Annotated in this window: 18 protein-coding genes and 2 pseudogenes; 11 read left to right on the forward strand and 9 right to left on the reverse strand. The window is 73.7% G+C overall.

Going from position 1 to position 22,277, the window contains the following annotated elements:
• The first annotated feature begins 121 nt into the window (after positions 1-121).
• From ACZ6TV_RS05100 to pspM, 6 genes are all read left to right on the forward strand, one after another.
• Positions 122-610, forward strand: coding sequence for a CinA family protein (locus tag ACZ6TV_RS05100; protein WP_465295521.1), 489 nt, complete (start codon positions 122-124; stop codon positions 608-610).
• A 100-nt stretch (positions 611-710) separates the two neighbouring features.
• Positions 711-1,184, forward strand: coding sequence for a helix-turn-helix domain-containing protein (locus ACZ6TV_RS05105; protein WP_465295523.1), 474 nt, complete (start codon positions 711-713; stop codon positions 1,182-1,184).
• A 605-nt stretch (positions 1,185-1,789) separates the two neighbouring features.
• Positions 1,790-3,571 (forward strand): substrate-binding and vWA domain-containing protein, encoded by a 1,782-nt coding sequence (locus tag ACZ6TV_RS05110; RefSeq protein WP_465295526.1) that lies wholly within the window; start codon positions 1,790-1,792, stop codon positions 3,569-3,571.
• A 14-nt stretch (positions 3,572-3,585) separates the two neighbouring features.
• Entirely contained in the window at positions 3,586-4,383 is a 798-nt protein-coding gene (locus tag ACZ6TV_RS05115) for a hypothetical protein (RefSeq protein WP_465295528.1), read from the forward strand.
• A gap of 156 nt (positions 4,384-4,539) precedes the next feature.
• Positions 4,540-5,397, forward strand: a complete 858-nt coding sequence (locus tag ACZ6TV_RS05120) for a PspA/IM30 family protein (RefSeq protein WP_465295530.1) — start codon at positions 4,540-4,542, stop codon at positions 5,395-5,397.
• A 32-nt stretch (positions 5,398-5,429) separates the two neighbouring features.
• Entirely contained in the window at positions 5,430-6,182 is a 753-nt protein-coding gene (pspM, locus tag ACZ6TV_RS05125) for a phage shock envelope stress response protein PspM (protein ID WP_465295532.1), read from the forward strand.
• 20 nt (positions 6,183-6,202) lie between these two features.
• Here pspM and ACZ6TV_RS05130 read toward each other — a convergent pair whose 3' ends face one another.
• From ACZ6TV_RS05130 to ACZ6TV_RS05145, 4 genes are all read right to left on the reverse strand, one after another.
• Complete coding sequence (locus ACZ6TV_RS05130) at positions 6,203-6,991, reverse strand: hypothetical protein (RefSeq protein ID WP_465295534.1); 789 nt, start codon at positions 6,989-6,991, stop codon at positions 6,203-6,205.
• 76 nt (positions 6,992-7,067) lie between these two features.
• Positions 7,068-7,574 carry a carbohydrate-binding protein gene (locus ACZ6TV_RS05135; protein ID WP_465295536.1) on the reverse strand — a complete coding sequence of 169 codons (507 nt, stop codon included), beginning with the start codon at positions 7,572-7,574 and terminating at the stop codon, positions 7,068-7,070.
• A gap of 60 nt (positions 7,575-7,634) precedes the next feature.
• A complete protein-coding gene (locus ACZ6TV_RS05140) occupies positions 7,635-8,444 on the reverse strand; it encodes a DNA-formamidopyrimidine glycosylase family protein (RefSeq protein ID WP_465295538.1) in 810 nt (269 codons plus the stop codon).
• Between the two features lie 9 nt (positions 8,445-8,453).
• Positions 8,454-9,389: an LLM class F420-dependent oxidoreductase gene (locus ACZ6TV_RS05145; protein ID WP_465295540.1), complete on the reverse strand. Its 936-nt coding sequence runs from the start codon at positions 9,387-9,389 to the stop codon at positions 8,454-8,456.
• Positions 9,390-9,407: 18 nt separating this feature from the next.
• On the opposite strand from ACZ6TV_RS05145, the gene ACZ6TV_RS05150 reads away from it, so the two are divergent.
• The 3 genes from ACZ6TV_RS05150 (at position 9,408) to ACZ6TV_RS05160 (ending at position 12,345) form a co-directional block, all read left to right on the forward strand.
• Positions 9,408-10,181 carry an SAM hydrolase/SAM-dependent halogenase family protein gene (locus ACZ6TV_RS05150; RefSeq protein WP_465295542.1) on the forward strand — a complete coding sequence of 258 codons (774 nt, stop codon included), beginning with the start codon at positions 9,408-9,410 and terminating at the stop codon, positions 10,179-10,181.
• A gap of 96 nt (positions 10,182-10,277) precedes the next feature.
• Positions 10,278-11,120 carry an SAM-dependent methyltransferase gene (locus ACZ6TV_RS05155; protein ID WP_465295544.1) on the forward strand — a complete coding sequence of 281 codons (843 nt, stop codon included), beginning with the start codon at positions 10,278-10,280 and terminating at the stop codon, positions 11,118-11,120.
• 55 nt (positions 11,121-11,175) lie between these two features.
• Positions 11,176-12,345 carry a glycoside hydrolase family 5 protein gene (locus ACZ6TV_RS05160; protein ID WP_465295546.1) on the forward strand — a complete coding sequence of 390 codons (1,170 nt, stop codon included), beginning with the start codon at positions 11,176-11,178 and terminating at the stop codon, positions 12,343-12,345.
• A 331-nt stretch (positions 12,346-12,676) separates the two neighbouring features.
• On the opposite strand, the gene ACZ6TV_RS05165 is transcribed toward ACZ6TV_RS05160, so the two are convergent.
• The 3 genes and pseudogenes from ACZ6TV_RS05165 to ACZ6TV_RS05175 form a co-directional block, all read right to left on the reverse strand.
• Positions 12,677-13,147: a globin domain-containing protein gene (locus tag ACZ6TV_RS05165; RefSeq protein WP_465295548.1), complete on the reverse strand. Its 471-nt coding sequence runs from the start codon at positions 13,145-13,147 to the stop codon at positions 12,677-12,679.
• 279 nt (positions 13,148-13,426) lie between these two features.
• A pseudogene (locus tag ACZ6TV_RS05170) lies at positions 13,427-14,281 on the reverse strand (Lhr family helicase); the annotation flags it as partial.
• A 518-nt stretch (positions 14,282-14,799) separates the two neighbouring features.
• A pseudogene (locus ACZ6TV_RS05175) lies at positions 14,800-18,412 on the reverse strand (Lhr family ATP-dependent helicase); the annotation flags it as partial.
• A gap of 130 nt (positions 18,413-18,542) precedes the next feature.
• On the opposite strand from ACZ6TV_RS05175, the gene ACZ6TV_RS05180 reads away from it, so the two are divergent.
• Positions 18,543-18,935: a hypothetical protein gene (locus ACZ6TV_RS05180; protein ID WP_465295550.1), complete on the forward strand. Its 393-nt coding sequence runs from the start codon at positions 18,543-18,545 to the stop codon at positions 18,933-18,935.
• An 80-nt stretch (positions 18,936-19,015) separates the two neighbouring features.
• Here the strand turns inward: ACZ6TV_RS05180 and leuE are convergent, their stop codons facing one another.
• Positions 19,016-19,663, reverse strand: a complete 648-nt coding sequence (gene leuE / locus ACZ6TV_RS05185) for a leucine efflux protein LeuE (RefSeq protein ID WP_465296114.1) — start codon at positions 19,661-19,663, stop codon at positions 19,016-19,018.
• Positions 19,660-20,838, reverse strand: coding sequence for a bifunctional pyridoxamine 5'-phosphate oxidase family protein/GNAT family N-acetyltransferase (locus tag ACZ6TV_RS05190; protein ID WP_465295552.1), 1,179 nt, complete (start codon positions 20,836-20,838; stop codon positions 19,660-19,662). The genes leuE and ACZ6TV_RS05190 overlap by 4 nt, the downstream gene beginning before the upstream one ends.
• Before the next feature lie 77 nt (positions 20,839-20,915).
• Here ACZ6TV_RS05190 and ACZ6TV_RS05195 point away from each other — a divergent pair, with 77 nt between their 5' ends.
• Positions 20,916-22,238 carry an aminotransferase class I/II-fold pyridoxal phosphate-dependent enzyme gene (locus ACZ6TV_RS05195; RefSeq protein ID WP_465295554.1) on the forward strand — a complete coding sequence of 441 codons (1,323 nt, stop codon included), beginning with the start codon at positions 20,916-20,918 and terminating at the stop codon, positions 22,236-22,238.
• The last annotated feature ends 39 nt before the right edge of the window (positions 22,239-22,277 follow it).

Consider the following 22,277-nt stretch of genomic DNA (forward strand, 5'->3'; position numbering starts at 1 on the left):
CGCCCGCCGTCGCCCCGGCCGCGGACGAGCCCGTCGCATGACCGACCGGCCAGCGCAGCGGCTCGGGCCGGTCATGGGCGGGTCGGTTGTGGGTCAGGCGCCCGGAGCGGAGCGAGGACGCATGACCGCCGCGGCGGACGTCCTCGCCACCCTCAAGTCCCGGGGTGAGACGCTCGCCGTCGCCGAATCGCTCACCGGCGGGCTCCTCGCCGCCGAATTCGTCGCGGTGGCAGGAGCGAGCGCGGTGTTCCGCGGCGCCGTCGTCGCGTATGCGACCGAACTGAAGGCGGCGTTGCTGGACGTACCGACGCCGCTGCTGAACGCACACGGACCCGTGGATCCGTCCGTCGCGGCCGCCCTGGCCGCCGGGGCCCGGGAGCGTTGCGGCGCCGACTGGGCCGCCGCCACGACCGGCGTCGCGGGCCCTGATCCGCAGGGTGACCAGCCCGTCGGCCGGGTCTACGTCGCCGTCGCCGGACCCCTCCCCGAACATGCCGCGGTCCGCGAACTCACCCTCCCGGGTGACCGCCCGCAGGTGCGTTCCGGGGCCGTCGACGCTGCCGTCACGCTCCTCGCCGAGCGGCTCGCGATCACCATCACCTCGCGATAACGGCGGGGTAGGGTGTCGATCGGCGCCGCACCAGGTACCGTGGCGGGTACCAGTTTTCGCGGGCAAGCCATTCGCGGACTGCCTCAGAGGGGGTGCCAAGGTGCTGCTTCGTCGAGTGATCGGTGACGCGCTGCGTGCGCGGCGGCAGGCCCAGCACCGGACCCTGCGCGAGGTGTCGACCGCCGCCAACGTCAGTCTCGGCTATCTGTCCGAGATCGAGCGCGGGCAGAAGGAGGCGTCCAGCGAGCTGCTGGCCGCCATCTGTGAGGCGCTCGGGGCCGCGTTGTCCGAGGTGCTGCGCGATGTGAGCGACACGCTCGCCACGGCCGAGGACCTGCCACGCGTGCTCGTCCCGGTGGGTGCGCCCGACGCCGCGTCGGAGTCCGCCGTGCCGGAGCCCGCTCCCGCCGCCGCGGGACCATCGGCGCCGGAGGCCCGCATCAGCGGCCGGGGCGCGCCGAAGTCCAAGGTCAGCGTGGACGCGAAGCTGTCGGTCGCGGTCCACCACGACGGCCCGCTCCGCACCACGCTGCGCGCCACGCGCAACCCGCGGGAAGTCGTCTACGCCGCCTGACCCCACGACATGTGCGCTGGACCGGACATGGTCGCAGCGTGACCACAACCTGACCGCAAGCTCGCAGCGACGTGCCCATGACGCCGATCGCCGGCTGCCGCATGCCCGTCGTTCGGGTTCAACAGCTCAGCCCATCGTGGGTATGGAACCAGCGACGGCGCTTACGGTTCTCCGGCCCGTGTGGGGGCGGCCATTCGCTGGGCCGATGGTTCCGCGCGGCCTGGCGGCCGCGCGATGGGGTGGCGTGGTCACCCTGGGTGCCGTGCCTGGGGTGACGTCCCACCTCCGCGCTCACCCCTGACCGCCGTCGAGGTACCTGTGTTGTGGCGCGCCGCCGTCGCTGGTGCAAAACAAAACGACCATGACGCGATCCGTTCGTCCCGGCGCCGCCGTCGAGGTGCCGACGTCGTGGCGCGCCGCCGTCGCTGGTTCAAGAGCTTCCATCAGGCCCGCAGGGGCGGGTGGGGGCTTGCGGAGGCGCAGGTGGGCGGGTGGCGTAGAGCGCACCTGCCACACTGGTCACACGCCGGACGGCGTGATCAACCTCGTGGAGGCGACCCGTGACCTTCCCCGCCCCGGCCCGGCGACGCAATCCTCTTCCGATCGTGATCGCGATCGTGGTCGGGATCGTCGCGATCCTCGGCGTGTACATCGTGCTCGCCAAGCGGGACAGCGGCGGCGGCGATCCGGAGGGGCGGTCGGCGCAGCGGCGTGAGGGGTGCGTCCCGCTCGAGATCAGCGCGTCGAGTGAGAAGGCGGCGCTGCTCGGGCAGATGGCCGACGAGTACATCCGGGCGGACCGGCGGTTCGGCGGGAAGTGCACCGACCCGCACGTGACGTCGAAGGCGTCCGGCGCGGCCCTCGACGCGCTGGCGGCCGGCTGGGACGAGGGCCGGGACGGGCCGGTCCCGCAGGTGTGGACGCCCGCGGCCTCGTCGTGGGTGGAGCTGCTGCGGCAGCGGTTGTCCGTGACGGACAAGGGCGGCCTGGTGCCGGACGGGAAGATCCCGACGGTGGCGCAGTCGCCGCTGGTGCTCGCCCTGCCCAAGCCGATGGCCGAGGCGCTGGGCTGGCCGGACAAGCCGATCGGCTGGTCGGACGTGCTGGGGTTGAGCAACGACCCGCAGGGCTGGGGTTCCAAGGGGCACCCGGAGTGGGGCCGGTTCAAGCTCGGCAAGACCAACCCGCATTTCTCCACGTCCGGGCTGAACGCGACCGTCGGCGCGTACTTCGCCGCGACGGGCCGGTCGACGGACCTGACCGAGAAGGACCTCGCCGACCCGAAGGTGCTGCAGTACGTCCGGTCGGTCGAGTCGGGCGTGGTGCACTACGGCGACACGACGCTGACGTTCCTGTCCAACCTCGCGGCCGCCGACCAGGCCGGGCGCGGGCTCAACTACATCAGCGCGGTCGCGATCGAGGAGAAGTCGGTCTACGACTTCAACCAGGGCAACCCGACCGGTGACCCGGCCCTCGCGGGCAAGGGCGCGAAGCCGCGGGTGCCGCTGGTCGCGGTGTACCCCAAGGAGGGCACGCTCCTGTCGGACCACCCGTTCGTCGTGCTGAGCACCGCGAGCGACGAGCAGAAGGCGGCCGCCGAGGACTTCCTGGCGTTCGTGCGGGACCCCGAGCGGCAGCGGCGGTTCACCGACGCGGCCTTCCGCACGTACGAGGGCAAGGGCGGCGCGGGACTGAGCAGGGCGAATGGGCTGCTGCCGGACGCGGCGTTCACGGTGATCGACCCGCCGTCGCCGGTGGTGCTGGACAGGGCGCTCAAGACCTGGGACTCGCAGCGCAAGCGGGCCAGGGTGCTGCTGGTGCTGGACGTGTCGGGTTCGATGAACACCAGCGCCGGCAGCAATCTCCAGACCCGGCTGGAGCTGGCGAAGTCGGCGGCGCTGCAGGCGCTGGGGCTGCTCGCGCCGGACGACGAGGTCGGCCTGTGGACGTTCTCGACCGAGGTCGGCGGGGCGGCGACGCCGTACATGTCGCGGGTCGAGGTCGGTGCGCTGTCGGCGAACCGGGCGAAGATCGAGCAGGTCGTCAAGGGATTGAGCGCCGAGGGCGGGACGGCGCTGTACGCGACGACCCGCGCGGCGCAGCAGAAGCTCGCGGCGTCGGCGGACCCGTCCCGGATCAACGCGGTGGTGGTGCTGACCGACGGCAAGAACGAGTACGCCAAGGACAGCGACCTGGCCGCGCTGGTGCGCGACGTCGACACGGCCGAGAAGGAGGTCCCGGTGCGGGTGTTCACCATCGCGTACGGCGGTCAGGCCGACCTCGGTGTCCTGCAGCGGATCTCGGCGGCGTCGCGGGCCGCGGCGTACGACGCGAGTGACCCGACCACCATCGACAAGGTGCTCGTGAACGTCCTGAGCAACTTCTGATCCCTGGAGGGCGAGTGGGTGCGAGGGAGCAGCTGACCGAGCCGTGGGGGCTCGTCGCGGCCGGTGTGCTGGGCGGCCTGGGCGGTGCCGTCGCCGCTGCCCTGTCCCCGGCCGGGCTGCTGGCCGGGGTGCCGGTGGGCCTCGCCGTCGCCGCGGCCGTCTACGGCATCCGGGTCGGGCTCGGCGTGCTCACCGACCGCACGCCCGCGCGGCCGCTCACGGTGCCGGGCCTGCCTGCCCCGTCCCGCGGTGGCGACGCCGACCGGTGGTCGCAGCGGGCCCGGGTGGCCGTACAGACGCTGCACCGGCAAGCGGAGAGCCCGGCCGACGCCGGTGTGCGGGCGCAGGTCGCCGGGGTCGACGGGCAGGCGGCCGAGGCGCTCGACGATCTCGCCAAGCTCGCCGGTCAGGTCACCGTGATCGAGCGGACGGCGGCCGGCATCGACCTGGCGCGCCTGGAGCACGACCGGGCGCAGCTGCGGCGCGGGCTGCAGGGCCTGGCGCCGGGGCCGCTGCGGGCCGAGCGGGAGCGGGCGCTGCGCGCGGTGACCGACCAGCTCGACGTGGCCCGCCGGCTGCACGACGCCCGCGAGATGCTCCTGGCTCGGATGCAGGCGGCGGTACTGGGGCTGGAAGGCCTCGTCGCGCGGATGGCGGAGCTGCTCGCGTTGCACGCGACGTCGGACGGCGGGGCGTCGCTGACCGCGGTGAAGGTGGCCGAGCTCACCGGGGACCTGGAAGGGTTGAGGCAGGGGCTGGCCGAGGCGGAGCGGTTGTCGCGGACGACCCTGGCGGGAGGGCAGGCGCAGTAGTGCGCTTCCCTGAGATCACCCTGAGGTGCGCGCCATTTGTACAGATATAACCGGTTTCTTCCCCCGTTTGACCACCCATCGGGCGTGACGCTCTAGCGCTCGCCTGACACGATGGAAGGCGCACCTTCGTAGTGCAGGCGCAGAGAGGACCGCGAGATGGCCAATCCCGCCGTTAAGGGCTGGAAATACCTGATGGCGCTCTTCGGCGCCAAGATCGACGAGCATGCCGATCCGAAGGTGCAGATCCAGCAGGCGATCGAGGACGCGCAGCGGCAGCACCAGGCCCTGGTGCAGCAGGCCGCGGCCGTGATCGGCAACCAGCGGCAGCTCGAGATGCGGCTGTCCCGGCAGATGGGCGAGGTCGAGAAGCTGCAGGGCTCCGCCCGGCAGGCGCTCCTGCTCGCCGACAAGGCCCGTGCCGAGGGCAACGAGGCGAAGGCCGCCGAATACGAGCAGACCGCGCAGATCTTCGCCACCCAGCTCGTCGCGGCCGAGCAGGGCATGGAAGACATGAAGACGCTGCACGACCAGTCCCTCAACGCGGCCGCGCAGGCCCGCCGCGCGGTGGAGAACAACGCGATGCTGCTGCAGCAGCGCCTCGCCGAGCGCACCAAACTGCTCAGCCAGCTCGAGCAGGCCAAGATGCAGGAGACCGTCGCGAAGTCCCTGGAGTCGATGAGCGGCCTCGCCGCCCCCGGCAACACGCCGTCGCTGGACGAGGTGCGCGAGAAGATCGAGCGCCGCTACGCCAACGCGATGGGCCGCGCCGAGCTCGCCTCCAACTCCGTCGAGGGGCGGATGCTGGAGGTCCAGCGCACCACGCTCGACATGGCCGGCAGCTCCCGGCTGGACCAGATCCGCGCGAGCATGGCCGGCGAGCAGCTCGCCGCCGCGCCCGGCACGCCGTCCGCGACGGCCGCCGGCCCGAAGGACGCGAGCGTCGCCCGCCTGGACGAGATCCGGGCCGGGCTGAGCAAGGACAAGCAGGCCGGGGACGCCGCCAGCGCGAGCTGACGACGCACCCTTCTGAAAGGAGAGCGGGGGCCATGGCATCGGACCGGACCAAGCACCTGAAGCGACTGCGGAAGCTGCACCGCTCCGCGCGCGGCTGGTCCGTGCGGGCCGGGCTGCTCACCGGCGCCACCGCGGTCCTCGTGCCGTACAGCGGCCTCGGGCTGCCCGACGCGTTCTGGGCCGCGGGAGCCGGCGGCTCGATCGCGATCGCCGTCTGGCGGTGGATCGACCTGCGCGCCTTCCGGGCGCTGCCGGTGCCGCCGGAGCCCGACCCGGCCGTGATCGGCGCCCAGACCAAGGAGAAGCTCGTCGGCATCGTCGCCCGCATGCCCGCGGGACGCACCGCGATCGCCGAGTTCGGCCGGCAACGCGACTCGTTCAAGCTGCGCGGCCTCACCGTCGCCGAGCCGTGGCGGCGCCTCGACCGGGCCTCGACGATGCTGTCCGGGCTGGTCGGGCGGCTCGGCCCGCACGCGGAGGCGGCGGTGCTCGACGCGACCCTCGCCGAGCAGTCGCTGCGGGACCTCGCCCAGCGGACCGCGTCGGTCGAGCGGGCCATGGGCCTCGGCGCGGCAGGCGAGTCGCTGCGTCCCGCGCACGCGGCCCTGGCGGCGCAGCTGGAGCAGGGCGTCACGGCATACGAGCAGTTCGTCACGGCGGCGGCCGGGTGCGTCGCGGAGGACAGCGCCACGATCGGCAACCTCGCGGACGCGACGGCGTTCCTGAAGGGTGTCGCCGAGGCGCTGTCGGACCTGCGGACCGTGCCGCGGCCGACCACTGCCTGACCGCACGGCGCGGCCCGGGGCTACTCGTAGGGCAGCAGGTAACGCCAGCTGGCCCGGACCGTCTCGCCCGCCGTCGTCTGGTAGGCGGGCCACGCGCCGCGCTGGTCCAGGTCACGGGTCAACGCCCGGACCACCGCCCGGGCGGCGTCGCCGGACAGGTCCGCCTTGCGCAGCCCGCCCGCGTCGGCCGCCGGCAGCGTCACGTCGGCCGGCCAGGTGCTGACCGTGGCCGGCTCGCCGTCGACCGGCATGGTGACCAGCCTGACCCGGTCCGCCAGGTACGGCTGCGCCGTCGCCGCCACCGACTTGTGCACCGCGGCGAGGCGGTCACGGGCGTCGTAGAGGACGTCGGCGTACACGTGGTCGGTCTTGAGCTCGTCGAGACCCTCGGCGGTGAACGTGAGCGTGCCCGCCGGCGACCAGGCGGTCACCTTCGTCACCGGCGCGCCGGCCGTCGCGGGGGCGGCGCTGCGCGGCTTCTTCGCGTCGTCGGAGCCGAGATCGGTGACCAGGCCGGAGGCGAGGCTCTGCAACTGGTCGGGGTCCAGCCGGGACCGGTACGCGGCGTCGGCGATCGCGTCACCGTCACCGAAGACGACGAGCCGGGGCGCCTTCAGCGCGAGCATCGCCGTGCCGACGAGCCCGCCGGTCAGCTCCCAGACGGCGAGCGGCGTGCCGTCCGGCGGGCGCACCGTCGGCGTCGGGCTCGGCGTGATGAGCGGGGTCCCGTCGCAGGCGCCGAGCGCGGAAGCCAGAAACGCGGCCGCCGAGCCGACGAACAGGCCCCGCCGGCTCAGCCGGTGATCCACCGGTACAACACCACACCCAGCGTCACGCCCAAGACCCTACAGCGTGCCCGCAATGATCACTGCGCGGGCGTAAACCTCACGACATTCGGCTCCACAGCGCGGGTGCCGCGACCGGCGACCAGTCGCTCTGCGACGTGTGCGGCTGCAGGCAGGCATAGACGCCGCCCCGGTAGGTGACCTGCGCACCGGCCCGGTAGGCGACGCCGGCGGCCCAGGCGGCGGGCCCGGTCTTCTTGGGAGCGGGCGGCCGGGTGGTCACGGGCGGCTTGACCACGACCGTGGAGCCCGAGGGAGCCGGCGACGGTGTCCCGGCCGGGGATGACACCGGGGGAGGGGCAGGGGGAGCCGGCGACCCTGTCGAGGACGGGACGGCGACCGGCTCGAACTCCGCCGGGGCCGACGGCAGGCACGCGGAGCCGACGCCCGCCGAGTTGTAGCAGAGCCGTGCCTCGTCGGTGCCGCCCACGCCCGGCCCGCCGCTGGACCGGGCGACGGTGACGGCACCGAGCGTGAACGCGATCAGCGCCGCGGTGCCCCACAGCAACGTCCGATCCGTGGCACCGAGCCGGTGAAGTCCCTGCACGTCCGCTTTCTCCCTCGCCCTGCGCCGCCGCGAAAGCGCGGTGACCAGCGGGTTCGCAGCCTACGGGCCGGGTGGCGCTCCGACAACCGGCTGGCAGTGCGGGCACCAGTAGGTGATCCGGTCATGGTCGCCGCCGGTCCAGCGTTCGATGGTCGTACCACACCTGCGGCAAGCGCGTCCGGAGCGCTCGAACACCCAGTTGGTCTCCCCCCGGCGCAGCGAACCGGTCGTCGTCTGCGTCCACCGGCCCCGGTTGGAATTGAGCAGCCGGTGCGCGAGACCGACCATCGCCGGCAGGTCCGGCACCGCGCCGACCTCCGTCCACGGGTTGACGCCGCGCAGGAACAGCACCTCCGCTTTGTACAAATTGCCGATGCCGGCGAGATTGCGCTGGTCGAGCAGCGCGTCGGCGATGTGCCGGTCGGGCCGGGCGGCGAGCCGGGCGACCGCCTCGGCCGGGTCCCAGCCGTCGCCCATCAGGTCGGGGCCGAGGTGGCCGATCAGCCGGTGCTCCTCCGCGGTCGGCACCAGGGCGAGCTCGTGCAGGTGGAAGCCGACGGCGACGGCCGGCTCCGCGTGCAACGCCACCCGGATCAGGTGCGCGGCCCGGCCGGTCCAGCGCTCGCCCGGCCGGTACACCCGCCAGGCGCCGTCCATCCGCAGATGCGAATGCAGCGTGAAGGCCCGGCCGGGCTCGCGGGTGAGCCGGAGCAGCAGATGCTTGCCGTGACTGGCGGACTCCGCGACCCGCCAGCCGGACAGGTCCGTCGTCGCGAGCTTCGGCACCCGGAAGTCGCTACGGGTCAGCTCGTGGCCGGTGAGGGTGTCGAGCACGCGGGCGGTGTTCCAGACGGTGTCGCCTTCGGGCACCTGCCTACCTTATGGGAGCAGCGGGGCCGTCTCCTCGGCGAGCAGATCCAGCTGGTCGAGATCGTGGATGTCGAGGATCTGGAGGAACGCGCGCGACGCGCCGGCCTTCACGAAGTCGGACAGCTGCTCCGCGATCCGCGCCGGGGTGCCGTAGAGCTGCCCGCCGGACGCCGGCGGCCCGTTCGGGTCGAGCCCGGCCGCCTCGGCCCGGCGCCGGACGTCGGCGTCCGTCGCGCCGCACACGACGGTCTGCGCGAACGAGAACACGATCGGCGCCCGCCCGTCGCGCCCCTCGGCCTCGATCGCCGCGACGACCCGGTCGTAGGACGCGCTGGTCTCGGCCAGCGACGAGAACGGCACGTTGAACTCGTCGGCGAACCGCGCGGCCAGCCTCGGCGTCCGCTTGAGCCCCTTGCCGCCGATGATGATCGGCGGTCCGGGCCGCTGCGCGGGCTTCGGCAACGCCGGCGATTCGACGAGGTCGTAGTAGCGACCCTCGTAGCTGAACGTGTCGCCGTCCGGCGTCGACCACAACCCCGTCAGGATCTCCAGCTGCTCCTCGAGCCGGCTGAACCGCTCACCGACGGGCGGGAACGGGATGCCGTACGCGGCGTGCTCGCGGTCGTACCAGCCGGTGCCCAGCCCCAGCTCGACCCTGCCGCCACTCATCGCGTCGACCTGCGCCACCGCGACGGCCAGCGGCCCGGGGTAGCGGAACGTCGCCGACGACACCAGCGTGCCGAGCCGGATCGTCGACGTCTCACGGGCGAGAGCGCCGAGCGTCACCCACGAGTCGGTCGGTCCGGGCGCACCGCCACGGGTCGCCATGTAATGGTCGGAGCGGAAGAAGCCCTCGAACCCGAGCCGCTCGGCCCGCTGGGCGAACGCCAGCTGGTCCTCGTACGTCGCGCCGAGCTGGGGTTCGATGAAGACGCAGAGCCGCATGCGTCAGACACTATCCCGATGGACCCCGCCTGGATCTCGTTCACCACCGACTACGGGCTCGACGACGGGTTCGTCGCAGCCTGCCACGGCGTAATCGCGCGCCTCGCCCCGGCGGCCAGAGTGATCGACGTGACGCACCTCGTGCCGCCCGGCGACGTCACACGCGGCGCGCACGTCCTCGCGCAGACCGTGCCGTCGCTGCCGCGCGGCGTGCACCTCGCCGTCGTCGACCCCGGTGTCGGCACCGCCCGCCGCCCGATCGCGATCGAGGCCGCCGACGGCGGGTTCCTCGTCGGACCGGACAACGGCCTGCTGATCCCGGCGGCGGAGGCCCTCGGCGGCATCCGGCGCGCCGTCCACCTCACGAACACGGCCTGGTTCGCGCCGGAGGTGTCACGCACGTTCCACGGTCGCGACGTCTTCGCGCCGGTCGCCGCCCGGCTCGCCACGGGCGCCGGGCTGCCGGCCGCCGGGGACGAGGCCGCCGCGCTGGTACGACTACCGCCGCCGCACCTGCTCGCCCTGCCCGGCGGCGTATCGGCCGAGGTGCTGACGGTGGACCGCTTCGGCAACCTGCAGCTCGCCGCCACCACGCCGTTCGACGGGGGCGACGTGCTGGTCAACGGCCGCCCGGCGGTCGTCGGCGGGACGTTCGGCGACGCCCCACCCGGCGGGCTGGTCGCGTTCACCGACTCCGCCGGCCACCTCGCCGTCGCCGTCAACGGTGGCAGCGCCGCCGACATGCTGCGGGTCCGGGCCGGCGACCACGTCACCGTCACGCACCCGTCGTGACGATGCGGCCGCAGTACGTGCGGAGGAGTGACCGAGGGTGATGTCCGGCATATGATCCAGGCGGCCAAACAGATCGATTGTGACGGAGCGTGGGACATGTCGGGCGCCGACTGGATGAAGCCCAAGCCGGACGAGACCCATGAGCCGGTCGACCTGCAGGCGGACCGGCCGCACCCGGCCAGGGTCTACGACTTCCTGCTGGGCGGCAAGGACAACTTCCCCGCCGACCGCGGCGCCGCCGAGGCCGGCCTGCGCGCCAACCCCAACAGCCGCATCCCCCCGCGGGAGAACCGGGCCTTCCTCCGCCGGGCCGTCGAGTTCCTGGCCGGCGAGGCCGGCATCCGGCAGTTCCTCGACATCGGCACCGGCATCCCGACGTCACCCAACGTGCACGAGGTCGCCCAGGCGATCGCCCCGGACTCCCGGATCGTCTACGTCGACAACGACCCGATCGTCCTGGCCCACGCCCGCGCCCTGCTCACCAGCAAACCGGAGGGACGCACCGAATACATCGACGCCGACCTCCGCGACGTCCGGCGCATCCTCGACTCGCCGCAGCTGCGCGAGGTCATCGACTTCGACCGGCCCGTCGGGCTGCTGCTCATCGCGATCCTGCACTTCGTGGGTGACGCCGACGAGCCGTATGCCATCGTGCAGGAGCTCGTCGACGCCCTCCCGAAGGGCAGCTACCTCGCGCTGTCGCACCTGACCGGCGACTTCGACCCGGTCGCCTGGGAGCACGTCGCCGCCATCTACGCCCGGCAGGGCGTGACGATGCAGGTCCGCCCGCACGACGACATCGCCCGCTTCTTCACCGGCCTGGAGCTCGTCGAGCCCGGCCTGCCCCTGGTCACGAAGTGGCGCCCCGACGCGCAGGTGTCGCCGGACGTCACCGACACCCAGGTCTCCGTATACGGGGGCGTCGCAAGGAAGGTGTGACCCGCGCGGCGCCGGGCAGTGGCGTGCCGTGGCACGCAAAGGTCCGGCGCTGGCAATGGTGCTGCTGCTGATGGTGGCGCTGCTCGTGCCGGTGACGTGGCCCCGGCTGCCGCAGACCGTGTGCACGCGGGACGTCGTGCAGGCCAGGGCCGTCGCCGGGCTCGCCAACTTCTCCGCCTGGCTGCGCCGCAACGACGCGACCGGCTTCATCGGGGAGATGGGCTGGCCCGCCGACCGCGACGCCGCGCAGTGGACCGGGGTCGCCGAGGCGTGGTATTCCGCCGCCGACGCGATCGGGCTGCCCGTCACCGCGTGGGCCGCCGGCACCTGGCCCGCGAACTATCCGATGGCCGTCTACCGTCCCGTCGCGCACGGCATGGACGTCGACGTCGCCGGCCCACAGGCACACGTCGTCGAACGGCACCCCAGCACCGCCGGCTACCTGCGCGGCGTCAACCTCGCCGCCGGCTCCTTCGCCACCTCCGAGGTCAACGGCGGCTTCGGCAGCGCCAACCCCGGCCGGTACGGGGCCGACTACACCTACGAGACGCCGTCGAGCTACGAGTTCCTCGCCTCACGCGGCGTCAAACTCATCAGGCTCGCCGTCAACTGGGAACGCCTCCAGCCCGTCCCCTTCGGACCGCTGTCCTCCTCCGAGGTCGCCCGGGTCCGCGGCGCGCTGGCCCACGCCAGCGAGGCCGGGCTGCTCGTCGTGCTGGACCTGCACGGATACGGCGACTTCGCCCTCGGCGGCGGCCCGCACCAGCAGACCCTGCTGCGCCTCGGCGGCCCCGGCCTGCCGACGTCCGCGCTCGCCGACTTCTGGCGCCGCATGGCGCCCGCCGCGGACGACCCGGCCGTCATCGGCCTCGGCCTGCTCAACGAACCGACCCGCCTCGCCGCCGACGGCCGCGCCGGTGCCCTGCTCTGGGAACGCGCCTCCCAGCAGGCGGTCGACGCCCTGCGCGCCATCGGCGACCACCGCGCGCTGCTGGTCAGCGGCTACATGCCGATGGGCCCGCCGTCCTGGGGCCTCATGCACCCGAACGCCTGGATCCGGGATCCGTTGCACCGTTCCGCGTACGAGTCGCACGCCTACTTCGACCACGACGGCAGCGGCCTGTACTGGCGCTCGTACGACGACGAGCTCCGCGACGTCACCTGGCCCCGACCCGCCCTCTGCCAGCGGCTGACCCCACTGACCCGCCAGGTGCTGCAGTGGTGACGCTGCGGAGGTCGAGGTCTGGCCCGTGGTCTCCCTCCCACCCCACAACGCCGGACCGCGTCACGGAGAAGCTCGCCGCCCAGGTCCTGATCGCCACGTCGCCCGCTGTCGCAGCCGGGCGGGCCGCATCCGGTGAGCCCGACGCGATGAGCGGCTACGGCCGGCACCTCTTCCGCGCGGTCCACGCACTCGGCCACACCTGCACGGCTTCCGCGCGGTCCACGGACTCGGCCACATCCGCACGACGCTGCGGACCCGCCGGCCGAACGCCTCTACGCGGCGACCGGCCACATCCGACCGGCCGCACCGCCCACATGGCTGACGGGCCGGCTCAGCGCGGTCCCTCCCAGGTCCAGTGCGGCATCCGCACGCCGGCGGGCACCTGCGACCCGGCCGGGGAATACTGCATGACGTCCGCCGCCGCCCAGGTCATGTAGTCCCGCAGCGCACCGCGGAACTCCGGATCGCCGGGCAGCCCGGCGTCGTCACAGGCGAGCACGAAGCACCGCAGGAACCGCTCCCCGAGGTCGTCGTCAGCCCCCTGCCGTGCGTGCAGGTCCAGCACCCCGAAGTGCGTGCCGCACGTCTGCGAATACACGGGCGGTCCACCGAACACCTCCGCCAGATACATCCCGAGCCGCTCGACGTGCTCAGGATGCTGCCCCGGATGCGAGAACGGATGGTTGAGCACCGGATCCGCCAGACACCGCTCATGCAGCGCCGCCGCCAGCGCCTGGAACGCCGGCGCCCCACCGGCATACTCGAACAGCGACTCCCGCCGCCCGTCCACCGACTCGATCACCGCGCCGGCCCCCTCTCCTGTTTCTGGTCGCTCTGCTTTTGTGGTCGCTCTGCTTTTGTGGTCGCTCTGCTTTTGTGGTCGCTCTGTCGCTGTGGTCGCTCTGTCGCTCGCCTCGCCGCCCGTGGCTCGGCTCCGCTGGCGGAGCCCGTCGCCCTGCGGCTCAACTGCGACAGGCGAACCCTGTCGCCAGTGGCTCAACTCTGCAGGCGGAGTCCGTCGCCTTGTGGCTCAACTGCGTAGGCGGAGCCCATCCGCCGTCGTCCTGCCCAGTGTGGTGGGTCAGTTGCGTAGGCGCAGTCCCTTCGGCGTGGTGCGGAACCCGGCGGCGGACAGTGCTTCGCCGAGTGCCGATGCGTGGATGGACTCGCCGTCGGCGCGCTCGACCGACATGGCGCCGAGCGCTCCGCCGTGGACGGCGTCGGCGAGCGCCTTCGCGGCGAGGGCGAGCAGGTCGGTGTCCTCGACATACGACAGCAGGGTCCTGCCGCCGCGCTCCACATAGATGACGAGGTCGCCGCCCACGGTGACGACGAGCGCGCCCGCCTTGCGGCCCGGCCGGTGCCCGGAACGCTCCCCGTCGCCGGCGTCGACGACCCGCTCGGGCCACGGCAACGCGGCGCCATACGGATTGGCCGGGTCCGTGGCGGCCAGCACCAGCGCGTCGCGGCTGTCGGTGCCGCCCCGCAACCGGTCGACGGCGCCCGGCAGCGCGAACTGCGCCGCCCCGAGCCCTTCGACGAAGTAGCCACGCCGGGCGGCGCCGCGCTCCTCCATGGCGGCGAGCACCGGATACACGCCGGCGAACGCTCCCGGCAGGTCCTCCGCCATCACCGCCCTGCGGGTGACGATCCCGTGCCGGTCGAGGAGCAGCTCGGCGTTGGCCGTCGCCCGCCGGGTCGGGTCGAGGTCCCGGTCCGGCAGCCGGTGCCAGCGGCCCGCCCCCGTCGGCGGCCCGGACCGCCCGGTCGCGAGGGACGCCCGCGCCGCCGCGATCCCGGCCCGCCGATACCGCGACCGGGGTGCGGCAGGTTTCGCCTTGTGCGCCCCGCCGCCGCCGAGCTTCGCCCGCAACGGCCCGAGCGTGTCGTTGGACAACAGGCCCGCCCACACCAGGTCCCACACGGCGTCCAGCAGCTCCGCCTCACTGACGAACCCCGCCGACCCGATGCCCGCGGCTCCGATGCCCGCGGCTCCGATGCCCGCGGCTCCGATGCCTGCGGCTCCGATGCCCGCCGGCCCGGCACCGTCGGTGCGGGTGCCTGCTGTGCCACCGCCCGGCGGATCTGTCGCGGCGGCGTGCAGCGACGCCTCCACACCTCGCAGCGTGTCGCTGATGGAGCCCGGCACCGCCTTGGCCCTCCGCAGCCTCGCGACGGGGATCGGCGGCGGCACGACCTCCCCGTCCTCCGCGTGGACCGCACCGGCGGGTGACGCTGTCCCGGGCGCGGGCGACGCGGCTCCCGACGCGGCGGGCGGCGGCAAAGGCAAAGACGAAGACGAAGACGAAGACGAAGCGACGATCGTCGGTGGAGGCGTCGAGGCGGCCTTCCGGGACCGGGCCGGACGTCCCGCGGCGCCTGCGGCGGACCCTGGCTCGGGCGGAAGCGCCGCAGCGGGCGGAGCCGACGCGAGGATCTCGTTGACCCGCTCGCCGAGCGTGCGCAGGAACAGGGCCTGCCCGCCCGCGAGCGCCGTGAGGATCGCGTCGTGCACCGGGCCGCCCACCTCGGCCGGTGCCGGCAGGAGCAGCGGCGCGGTGTCCGCGAAGGCGAGGCTGACCCACCCGTCGTGCTCGCCGATGGCGCCGCCGCCCGACCACAGCAGGTCGCCCGAGGCGCACAGCTCGTCGAGATAGGCGGGCGTGTAGTCGGCGACGCGGGCGGGCAGGATCAGCCGCTCCAACGCGGACGCCGGCATCGGGATGCCCTGGAGCTGCTCGACGGCGGCGGCGACCGCGTCGATGCCGCGGGCGCGGGACGAGCCGACCTGATGCCACTGCGGCAGGAAGCGGGCCAGGGCGCGGGGCGGCACGGGCTCGATCTCGCGGCGCAGCGCGGCCAGGGACCGGCGGCGCAGCAGCCGCAGGATCTCCGCGTCGCACCACTCGGTGCCGGCGCCGCCGGGCGTGAACTCGCCGGAGACCATCGACGGCAGGCGGCGCAGCGCCTGCTCGACGACGAAGACACCGAGGCCGAAGCGGGCCGCCAGGGTCGCCGCGCTGAACGGGGCGTGCGTGCGCCCATAGCGGGTGACGAGGTCGCCGATCGGGTCCGCGACCGGCTCAAGATGGGCGGTGGGCAGGCCGACGGGCAGGGCCACGCCGAGCGCGTCGCGGAAGCGGGCCGCGTCCTCGACGGCGGCCCAGCGCGGCTCGCCGGCGACCCGGACCTGGATCGCGCGGCGCTGCGCGCCGAGCTCGGCGGCCCAGGCGGGGTCGGCGCCGCGGGCGGTGAGCTCGGCGTCGGACAGGTCGCCCAGGACGCGGAGCATCTCGGCGACGTCCTCGGCGTCGCGCGGGGTGCGCTGCTCGCCGAGCCACTGCAGGGTCCGCTCGGTCTCGGTGACGACCTCGGGGTCAAGCAGCTCGCGCAGCTCGACCCGGCCGAGGAGCTCGGCGAGCAGCGTCGGGTCGAGGGCGAGCGCGGCGGCGCGCCGCTCGGCGAGCGGGGAGTCGCCCTCATAGAGGAACGCGCCGACATAGCCGAACAGCAGCGACCGCGCGAACGGCGACGGCCGGGGCGTCTCGACCTCGACGAGGCGGAGCTTGCGGCCGGCGATGTCGCGCATGACGCCGACGAGCCCGGCGACGTCGAAGACGTCCTGCAGACACTCGCGGGCGGCCTCGAGCGTGATCGGGAAGTCTGCGTAGTCGCGGGCGACGTCGAGCAGCTGGGCGGAGCGCTGCCGCTGCTGCCACAGCGGCTGGCGGCGGCGCGGGTCGCGGCGGGGCAGCAGCAGGGCGCGGGCGGCGCACTCGCGGAACCTGGCGGCGAACATCGCCGACGTGCCGACGGTCTCCTCGACGATGCCGGCGATCTCGTCGGGGTCGAACGCGACCAGGTCGGCGCCCGGCGGCTCGTCGGCGACGTCGGGCAGCCGGACCACGATGCCGTCGTCGCTGGGCATGACCTGTGCGTCGACCCCGTAGCGCTCGTTGAGCCGGCGGGCGATCGCGAGCGCCCACGGCGCGTTGACCCGGGCGCCGAGGACACAGTGGACGGTCATCCGCCAGTCGCCGAGCTCGTCGCGGAACCGCTCGACCAGCACGGTGCGGTCGTCGGGCAGGTGGCGGGTCGCCTCGCGCTGCTCGCGCAGATAGGCCAGGAGGTTGTCGGCGGCCCACTCGTCGAGCCCGCCGGAGCGCAGCTGCGCGTGGGCGGTCTCGTCGCCGGCCTTCACGAAACCGCGCAACCGGGCGCCGATCGCGCGGCCCAGCTCGACCGGTCGGCCGGGGGAGTCACCCTTCCAGAACGGCATCTTCGCGGCGGCGCCCGGGGCGGGTGAGACCAGCACCCGGTCGGGTGTGATGTCCTCGATGCGCCACGAGGTGGAGCCGAGCAGGAACACGTCGCCGACGCGTGACTCGTAGACCATCTCCTCGTCGAGCTCGCCGACCCGGGCGGCCTTCTCCGCGCCGGCCAGGAACACGCCGAAGAGGCCGCGGTCGGGGATGGTGCCGCCGCTGGTGACGGCGAGGCGCTGGGCGCCGGGCCGGCCGGTGAGGACGCCGTCGGTGCGGTCCCACACGACGCGCGGGCGCAGCTCGGCGAACGCGGTCGACGGATAGCGCCCGGCGAGCATGTCGAGCACCGCGAACAGCGCGGACTCGGGCAGGTCGGCGAAGACGGCGGTGCGGCGCACCAGGGCCGCCAGCTCGTCGACGTGCCACGGCTCCATGGCGACCATCGCGATGATCTGCTGGGCGAGGACGTCGAGCGGGTTGCGCGGATAGCGCAGCTCCTCGATGCCGCCCTCGACCATCCGCTCGGCGACGACGGCGCAGGAGACGAGGTCGCCGCGGTGCTTCGGGAACACGACGCCGCGGGAGACGGCGCCGACCTGGTGCCCGGCCCGGCCGACCCGCTGCAGGCCGGCGGCGACGCTCGGCGGCGCCTCGATCTGCACGACGAGGTCGACGGAGCCCATGTCGATGCCCAGCTCCAGGCTGGAGGTGGCGACCACCGCCGGCAGCTGACCCGACTTGAGGGCCTCCTCGATGTGCTTGCGCTCCTCGCGGGACACGCTGCCGTGGTGGGCGCGGGCCACGACGGGCGCCGCGCCGTTGGCGGTGCCGGCCTGCGCCATCATCTCCGCCGGGGTCCTCGGCGCGGCCGGCGTGGGAATGCCGGCGCGGGCGGCGGCCAGCTCGTTGATCCTCGCGCAGAGCCGCTCGGCGCCGCGCCGCGAGTTGGTGAACACGATCGTGGAGCGGTGACCCTCGATCAGGTCGAGCACCCGCTCCTCCACGGCGGGCCAGATCGAGGCGGAGCGGGGGGCCCCGTCGTCGTCCTCGGACGGGTCGCTCTCACCGAGGGCGGTCATGTCCTCGACGGGCACCTGCACCTCGACCTCGATGGTCTTGGCGCTCGGCGGCTGCACGATCTCGACGGGCGCGGACCCGCCGAGGAACCTGGCGGTCTCGTCGATCGGGCGGACGGTCGCGGACAGGCCGACCCGCTGCGCCGGGCGCTCCAGCAGCGCGTCGAGCCGCTCCAGGGACAGGGCCAGGTGCGCGCCGCGCTTGGTCGCGCAGACCGCGTGGACCTCGTCGACGATCACCGTCTCGACGCTGCGCAGAGACTCCCTGGCCTGCGAGGTGAGCAGCAGATACAGCGACTCGGGCGTGGTGATCAGGATGTCGGGCGGGGTCTTGGTGAACGCCCGCCGCTCGTCGGCGGGGGTGTCGCCCGTGCGCATGCCGACCTTGATGTCGGGTGGCTCCTGGCCGAGCCGCGCGGCCGCCTGCCGGATGCCGGCCAGGGGCGCCCGCAGGTTGCGCTCGACGTCGACCGCGAGAGCCTTCAGCGGGCTGACATACAGCACCCGGCAGCGCTTCGCCGCCTCCACGTCAGGCTTGGCGGCCAGCTGATCGAGGGACCACAGGAACGCCGCCAGGGTCTTGCCGGAGCCGGTCGGCGCGACCACGAGGGCGTGCCGGCCGGCGCTGATCGCCTGCCACGCCCCGGCCTGTGCGGCGGTCGGTGCCGCGAACGCCGCACCGAACCACTCACGTGTCGCCGCCCCGAACCGACCCAGCTCATCCATGCCTCCATCCTGCCCCCGGGGTACGACACTTTCCCCGGACCGGCCGACGCCGCCGATAGGATTAGTCCGATTTGTACGAAAGGGGGAGTTTGGCTAAAGTGTGCCAATCCCCAGAACACAGGAGCAGCCGGTGGCAGCACAGCGCACGATCGCCCAGCGGGCGGTCCGCCAGGAGTCGGAAGTGCTGCTGCGCCAGCTGGACGCCTACCTCGCCGCCATGCGCACCGGGCGCGGCGCCGCGGAGGTCGGGCACGCCGAACGGATGGCCACCGCGCTGCGCCAGCTGATCGCCGACACCGCCAGGTCGAGCGCGGTCGACCGGGCCCGCGTGCGGGCCGCCGTGCACTACTTCGTCTACCGCGGCGCCGGTGCCGGTCCGGCCCGATCCGGCGGAGGCGCCCGACTGGCGCTGCTGACCGGTGGCCGCGCCCCCGCCGAGCGCCGCCGCCAGGGCGACGACGACCGCGTCGTCAACGACCTCCTCCGCGAACTGGGGCGAGCGGACCTGATCGTGGAGCACTGAGAGAACTTGCCTGGCCGGGCAGCGAAGAGGGTCCCCCATGAACCAGTGGGGGACCCTCCATGCGTTGCGGGGCGCGGACGCTACGACAGGCTCGCCGTCGCCAGCTTGAGACTGAACGCCAGGAACAGCCCGCCGACCGTGGTGCTCAGCCCGGCGGCCAGCGCGCGCCGAGACCGGAACTGCTCCGCGAGATACCGCCCCGCGAAGATCAGCACGGTCAGGTAGATCGCGCTCAGCACCTCGGCGACGATGCCCAGCAGCAGGAAGCTCACCGCCGGATACGGATACTCCGGATCGACGAACTGGATGAAGAACGACACGAAGAACAGGATCGCCTTCGGGTTGAGCAGGCTGATCACCAGCGCCCGCCGGAACGGCCGGTCCGCCGGCTCCTCCCGCTCCTGCGGCCCCGGCGCGACGGGCGCCCGCAGCCGCCGGACCGTGTCGAGCACCAGCCGGATGCCCAGATACGCCAGGTAGCCGGCTCCCGCGTACTTCACCAGGACGAACAGCCACGGATAGGTGTGCAGCAGCGAGGCCACGCCCCCGGCGGACAGCGTCATGAGCACCGCGTCGCCGAGCCAGACCCCGGCGGCGCCGCGATACCCGTCCCGGACACCGCGGCGGGCGGCCACGGACAGCACATACAGCGAGTTCGGCCCGGGCAGCAGCACGATGGCGGCGGTGCCGAGCAGATAGGTCCACGGGTTGGTCACGCCGAGCGTCAGCGGACCCCGGCCGTCAAACGCTCCCGCGCGGCGGGCCACTCGCCGGCCAGCATCGCGAAGCAGACCGTGTCGCGCCAGCTGCCGTCGGGCCGCTGCCGGTGCGCGCGCAGCACGCCCTCACGCTCGGCGCCGAGCCGGGCGATCGCCTTCTGGGAGCGCTCGTTGCGGATGTCGGTGTGCCACTCGAGCCGGATCGCGCCGAGGGTGTCGAACGCGTGCGACATGAGCAGCAGCTTCGACTCGGTGTTGATCGCCGTGCGCCAGTGCGGGCGGCCGAGCATCGTGTGCCCGATCGCGATCGAGCGGCGGGCCTCGTCGATCGCGTAGTACGAGGTGCTGCCGAGGATCTCTCCCGTCCGCGGGTCCTTCTGGACGAACGGCGTGCGCGTCCGGTCCTTGAGCGCGGCGTCGACGATCGCGGCCATCTCCCCGGCCGAGGCGGGCCGGGCGACGGTGAGATGCGTCCAGACCTCGGCGTCGTCCAGGGCCTTGAACAGGCCCGCCGTGTGCGACGCGTCGAGCGGCTCGATCACGACGTGCTGTCCGCGCAGCGTCGGCGCGCCCAGCCAGCCGGACCCGGAAGGGCGCAGGTATGCCGGCACCGGCACCAGCACGCCCGGCGCCGGCTCCGGCACCCCGGCGACGAGCTTCAGCGGCACCACACCCGCCCAATGCGACAAGGGCAGGTCCTGCTCATCGTCGCTGACGCCGCCTGTGCGGACCTTCGCCGACACCTCCCGCAACGGCAGGGCCAGCAGCGCTGTCTGCGCGAGCTCCTTCGCGTTGGGCGGGCGGCTGTCCGCGGCACGACCGGGCGCGACCTTGTCGACCAGGGCCGCGAACGCCCGCTCCCGCTCGGCGGGGTCGGTGACCAGGCGCGCGGTGCCGTGCGCGACGACCGACCGGTAGTTGGCGCTGTGGTGGAACTGGGAACGGGCCAGGACCAGTCCGTCGATCAGCGTCGCGGTCACGCAGATCGGCAGACCGCCGTCACGCGCCGCGAGCAGCGCCCGGCTCCCGGTCGATCCGTGCAGGTAGACCGTGTCGCCGACGCGCGCGTGCAGGGTCGGCAGCACCCGCGGCTCGCCATCGACGACGAACCCGAGATGACAGACGTAGGCCTCGTCGAGGACGGTGTGCACCAGGTCGGCGTCATACGACGCGCGCTCGCTCATCCGGTTGGGCGTCGTCCGTGGTGTTTTCTGATAGGTTTCCACCGCGACCTCGTTTGTTCTAGTACAATCTCGAAACTGTGGCAGTACAGTATCAGCCGACGGGCGCCACGGCAGCCCAGATTTCGGCCAGCGTCGAGAGCGGCATCCGCACCGGTGAGCTGGACCCGGGCGCCGCGCTGCCGTCGGTCCGGGCCCTCGCGGGCGACCTCGGTGTGAGCCCAGCCACAGTCGCCGCCGCCTATCGGGCGCTGCGCGAGCGGGGGCTGGTCGAGACGGCCGGCCGCGGCGGCACCCGGGTCCGGCCACGCCCGCCGGTCGCCAGGCGGAGCCTCCACGGGCTCGCCGTGCCCTCCGGCGCCCTCGACCTGGCCAGCGGCGGCCCCGACCAGAGCCTGCTGCCGATGTACGCGCCACATCTTATCCGGCTCGCCGAGGCCATGCCCGCGGTCGGCTACGCCGGTGGCGGCCCGCTGCCCGAGCTGCTCGACCTGGCGGGGGAGCGCTTCGCCGCCGACGGCATCCCCTCCGGACGGCTCACCGTGACCGGCGGGGCGCTCGACGCGATCGAGCGGGCCCTCGTCGCCCACCTGCGCCCCGGCGACAAGGTCGCGGTCGAGGACCCCGGCTGGGCCAACCTTCTGGACCTGGTCGCGGCGCTCGGCTTCACCCCCGTGCCGGTCCCCGTCGACGACGAGGGACCCACCGAGGAGGGCCTGCGGGCAGCGCTGAGCGCCGGCGTGGCCGGACTGGTCGTGACGTCCCGCGCCCAGAATCCCACCGGCGCGGTGATCTCCGCACGGCGGGCCGCCGTCCTTCGCCGGCTGCTCGGCACGTACCGCCAGCTGCTGGTCCTGGAAGACGACCACGCGGCCGAACTGGCGCACGACAGAGCACACCCGCTCGTCGGATCATCCGGTGCGTGGGCCTACATCCGGTCGCTGTCCAAGCCGTACGGGCCGGACCTGCGGGTCGCGGCGGTCGTCGGCGACGACGTGACCATCGCCCGGATCGAGGGACGCATGCGGCTGGGCGCCGGATGGGTCTCCACCGTCCTGCAACGCCTCGTCGTCGCGCTGTGGCAGGACCCGGACGCCACGGCCGCGGTCGACCGGGCCCGCGACGTCTACGCGGCCCGGCGGGAGGCGCTGCGCGCCGCGCTCGGCGATCTGCCGGCCCGCGGCGTCAGCGGGATCAATGTCTGGCTGCCGGTCCCCGACGAGACGTCGATGGTCGCGGGCCTGCGCGAGGACGGCATCGCCGTGGCACCAGGATCCATGTACCGGCTGCTCACACCCCCTGCGATCCGTATCACCACGGCCACCCTCGACCCTCGCGACGCGGGACGGGTCGCCGACGCGGTGACGCGCCGGCTCACCGGCTCGTCCCGGCGGCAGGTGTGACCCGCGGGGCGGAATTGTCGGACCCGGCGGCTAGTCTCC

Source organism: Dactylosporangium sp. NPDC051087, from assembly GCF_055586325.1.